2 protein-coding genes and 2 pseudogenes are annotated in these 3,271 nt (G+C 64.5%); 3 read left to right on the top strand and 1 reads right to left on the bottom strand.

Annotated features, from left to right (window positions below; genetic code table 11):
- Positions 1-268 (top strand): annotated as a pseudogene (locus IQK56_RS30450) (TonB-dependent receptor); the annotation flags it as partial.
- On the opposite strand, the gene IQK56_RS30445 reads toward IQK56_RS30450, so the two are convergent.
- Complete coding sequence (locus IQK56_RS30445; protein ID WP_150762324.1) at positions 239-1,426, bottom strand: CynX/NimT family MFS transporter; 1,188 nt, start codon at positions 1,424-1,426, stop codon at positions 239-241. The pseudogene IQK56_RS30450 and the gene IQK56_RS30445 sit on opposite strands and share 30 nt — an antisense overlap.
- Positions 1,427-1,528: 102 nt before the next feature.
- On the opposite strand from IQK56_RS30445, the gene IQK56_RS30440 reads away from it, so the two are divergent.
- Both IQK56_RS30440 and IQK56_RS30435 read left to right on the top strand, forming a co-directional pair.
- Entirely contained in the window at positions 1,529-2,395 is an 867-nt protein-coding gene (locus tag IQK56_RS30440) for a LysR family transcriptional regulator (RefSeq protein WP_193863495.1), read from the top strand.
- A 224-nt stretch (positions 2,396-2,619) separates the two neighbouring features.
- Positions 2,620-3,271: pseudogene (locus IQK56_RS30435) on the top strand (energy transducer TonB); the annotation flags it as partial.

Here is a 3,271-nt window from a genome sequence, read left to right as displayed (position 1 = left end):
ACGTCACTGCCAGCTACGCGTTCCGCTCCAAGGCCGTGGGCACGGTGGAGGATTCCGACTACGGGCAGATCCCTGCCTATGCGGTGGTCAACCTGTCCACCGGCCTGCGCGGCAACTATGAGCAAGGGCAGTGGGACGTGTCGCTGTGGCTGAAAACGCCTTCGACAAGACCTACTACACCACGCTGTGGACCGGCGGCAACGGTGGCTATGAAGGGCTGTTGGGCACGCCGCGTACCTTAGGAGTGACTGGGCGCTACGACTTCTAGGTCGACGCGGTAGGTGGCCGGGCTGAACACCCGCGTCACCACCAGCATCGCCACCGCGGTCACCGTCAGGACCACCCAGGCGCTGGCAAAACTGCCGGTGATTTCGCGCAGCCAGCCGGTCATCCATGGCGAAATCGCGTTGATCAAAAAGCCCACGCCCTGCACGAAGGCCGCCAGTTGCCCGGCTTGGCGTGGGTCGCGATGGTGGTCGAGGGTCAGCAGCAGGCTCAGGGCGAAACACGCACCCAGGCCGAAGCCGCACAACGCTACCCACACATGGGGATATTGCAGCGGCGCCAGCAGCAACCCGAGGTAACCCACCGTTTGTGCCAACAGGCTGATCCAGAGCAAGGGTCGGCGGTCGATACCGCGTTGCGCCAGCATCGGCATCAGCAGTGCGGCGAGCACCTGGAAGATGGTCATGAACGCCAGCAACGAACCGCTGGGCAGTACGCCCCAGCCCAGCTGCTGATAGTAGGCCGGCAGCCACGCCACCAGGCTCATATAGCCGCAATTCACCAGCCCGAAATACACCGCCAGCAGCCAGGCCCGACGATTGCGCAGGCCCTTGAACGCGGGCACCACCTGCGGATTTTTCGCCGCACCCAAGGGCAGCCACGCCCACAGCAGCAAGGCGCCCAGCGCCGGCAACAGCCACACGCCCAAACCTGCCTGCCATTGTTGGAAGTGCGTGGCCACCAACGGACTGAGCAGCGCCGCGAGCCCACCGCCGGCCATCAGCGAGGCCGAATACACACCCATCGCCACCGGCACACGGTGACGGAATTCGCGTTTGATCATCGCCGGCACCAACGCCTGGATCAGCGCCACCCCGGCACCGCCGAGCAACGCGGTGACCAACAGTGCCGAGCCCTGGCCCATCAGCCAACGCGCCAGGCACGCCAGCAGAATCATCATCAAGCCCAGGGCGATGCCGCGCCGTTCACCCAGTTGCGCTTCGACGCGCACACCCACCAGCGCCACCAGCCCCATGCACACCACCGGCAGGCTGGTGAGCAGGGCGCTGCTCTGGAAACTCAGGCCGGTGGCCTGGCGAATCTCGCCGAGCAACGGGCTGATGGAACTGAGGATTGGCCGCAGGTTCAAGCCCAGCACCACCAGCAGGCCCCAGCCGGCGAGGGATTTATTGAGGGTCATGCAGCGCTCTTGCTGTGAGTAAATGAGGCGTGAGTATGGCCAGCGCCACAGGTATTCTGAAATTAAATATAACCATGCCAACCAGTGGCAAAGGGAATGATCATGTTCGATCCCGTGTTGCTCAGAAGTTTTGTGGCCGTGGTGGACTGCGGCAACTTCACCCGTGCCGCCGAGCGCCTGCACCTGACCCAGTCCACCGTCAGCCAGCAGATCCGCCGCCTGGAAGAAGCGGTGGCGTGCCAGTTGCTGGACCGCGACCAACGCCGCGTGGTCGCCACGGCCGAAGGCGAGCGCTTGCTGGCTTATGCGCGGCGCATCCTCGCGCTGCATGAAGAAGCCGCCGATGTGTTGATCAACCAGCAGAGCGACGGTGTGCTGCGCCTTGGGGTGCCGGAGGACTTTGCCGCCGAGCGCCTGATGCCGTTGCTCTCGGCCTTTGTGCTGGCCTATCCACGGGTGCGCCTGGAGGTCACCAGCGGTCTGGGCCCGGAGTTGCAGCGCCAATTCCGCAGCGGCGAGTTCGATGTGCTGCTGGTCAAGCAGATGGGCGACAGCGACGACTGCCTAGCCTCGTGGCCCGAGCCGCTGTGTTGGGTCGACAGCCGCAGCACGCCGTCTTTGGGCCGCGATCCGTTGCCGCTGGTGGCGTTCCCGGTGGGCGGGCTGTACCGCAATGAAATGCTGCACCACCTGGAAGTGGGCGGCTGGCGCTGGCGCATCGGCTATTCCAGCGCCAGCCTGGCCAGCGTGTGTTCGGCGGTGGCGGCGGGGTTGGGCGTGAGCTTGTTGCCGCGCCGGGTGGTGCAGCCGGGGCATGTGGAATTGGGGCCGGACAGCGGTTTGCCAGCGGTGCAAGGCGTGCGTCTGGCGCTGTATGCGCGCCACGGCCTGAGTGCGGCGGGGCAATGCTTGCAGGCCGAACTGCTGGATTTGTGCGCAAACAGTCCCATCGAACCATGCCTTCACTGAATATTTTTTATGCCTGAAAAGCATTGAAAAAATGCACCTTGGCGCCAGCCCTTGCAGGCCGTGGCCTGGGCATTTGCGCCAGTTTCATTTATTCAATTTAGATCTATGCATAACTTTAAAGATTACTTTAAGAGATAAGCGTCTGGCCCCGATGATTCAGCCCTCGACGGCCTTCCACGCAGGCCTGTCGGTTTTTTGTTTCAAAAACCGTAGGGAGTGAATCAATGGGCAATGTCCAGACCGCCGCCAGTGCACACGAGGCGCCATGGCGCCAGGCACCGGGTGGTGAGTTGGTCGACCTTGGCCGGCCGCACCGCGCGCCGTTGGGGCAATTGCGAACGCAGAAGACGCCGAAGCGTTTCTCCAGCCGGCGTGAAGGGATTCTGCTCGGGCTGCTGGTGCTGGCCCTGCACGGTGCGGTGATCTATTGGGTAAGCCAGAAGGCCACGCCGGTGCTGCCGATTGTGCCGCCGGAAATCCCGCCGATGACCATCGAATTTTCCCAGCCGGCGCCACCCGTGGTTGAACCACCACCGCCCGCGCCGCCACCACCGCCGCCGCCTGTGGTCGAGCCGCCGCCACCTGTGGTGGATGAATTGGCCGCCAAGCCGGCGCCGAAAAAGATTCCCAAACCCAAGCCAGTTCCCAAGCCGGTGCCCAAGCCTGTCGCGAAACCGGTTGAGCAGCCGCCCGCGCCGCCTGTCCCAGCGCCACCCGCGCCGGCACCGGTCGCGCCGCCAGCACCCGCGCCGGTCACCCCGGCTTCGGCCAACGCCGCGTACCTGAAGAACCCTGCGCCGGAATACCCGTCACTGGCTCAGCGTCGTGTTGGGAAGGCACGGTGTTGTTGCGGGTGCATGTGCTGGCCAGCGGCAA

Origin of the sequence: Pseudomonas cyclaminis (assembly GCF_015163715.1) — a bacterium.
In the GTDB taxonomy this organism is placed as follows: Bacteria; Pseudomonadota; Gammaproteobacteria; order Pseudomonadales; family Pseudomonadaceae; genus Aquipseudomonas; species Aquipseudomonas cyclaminis.
The sequence above is the reverse complement of the archived record's forward strand: the minus strand, read 5'-3'. Positions and strand labels throughout refer to the sequence as shown.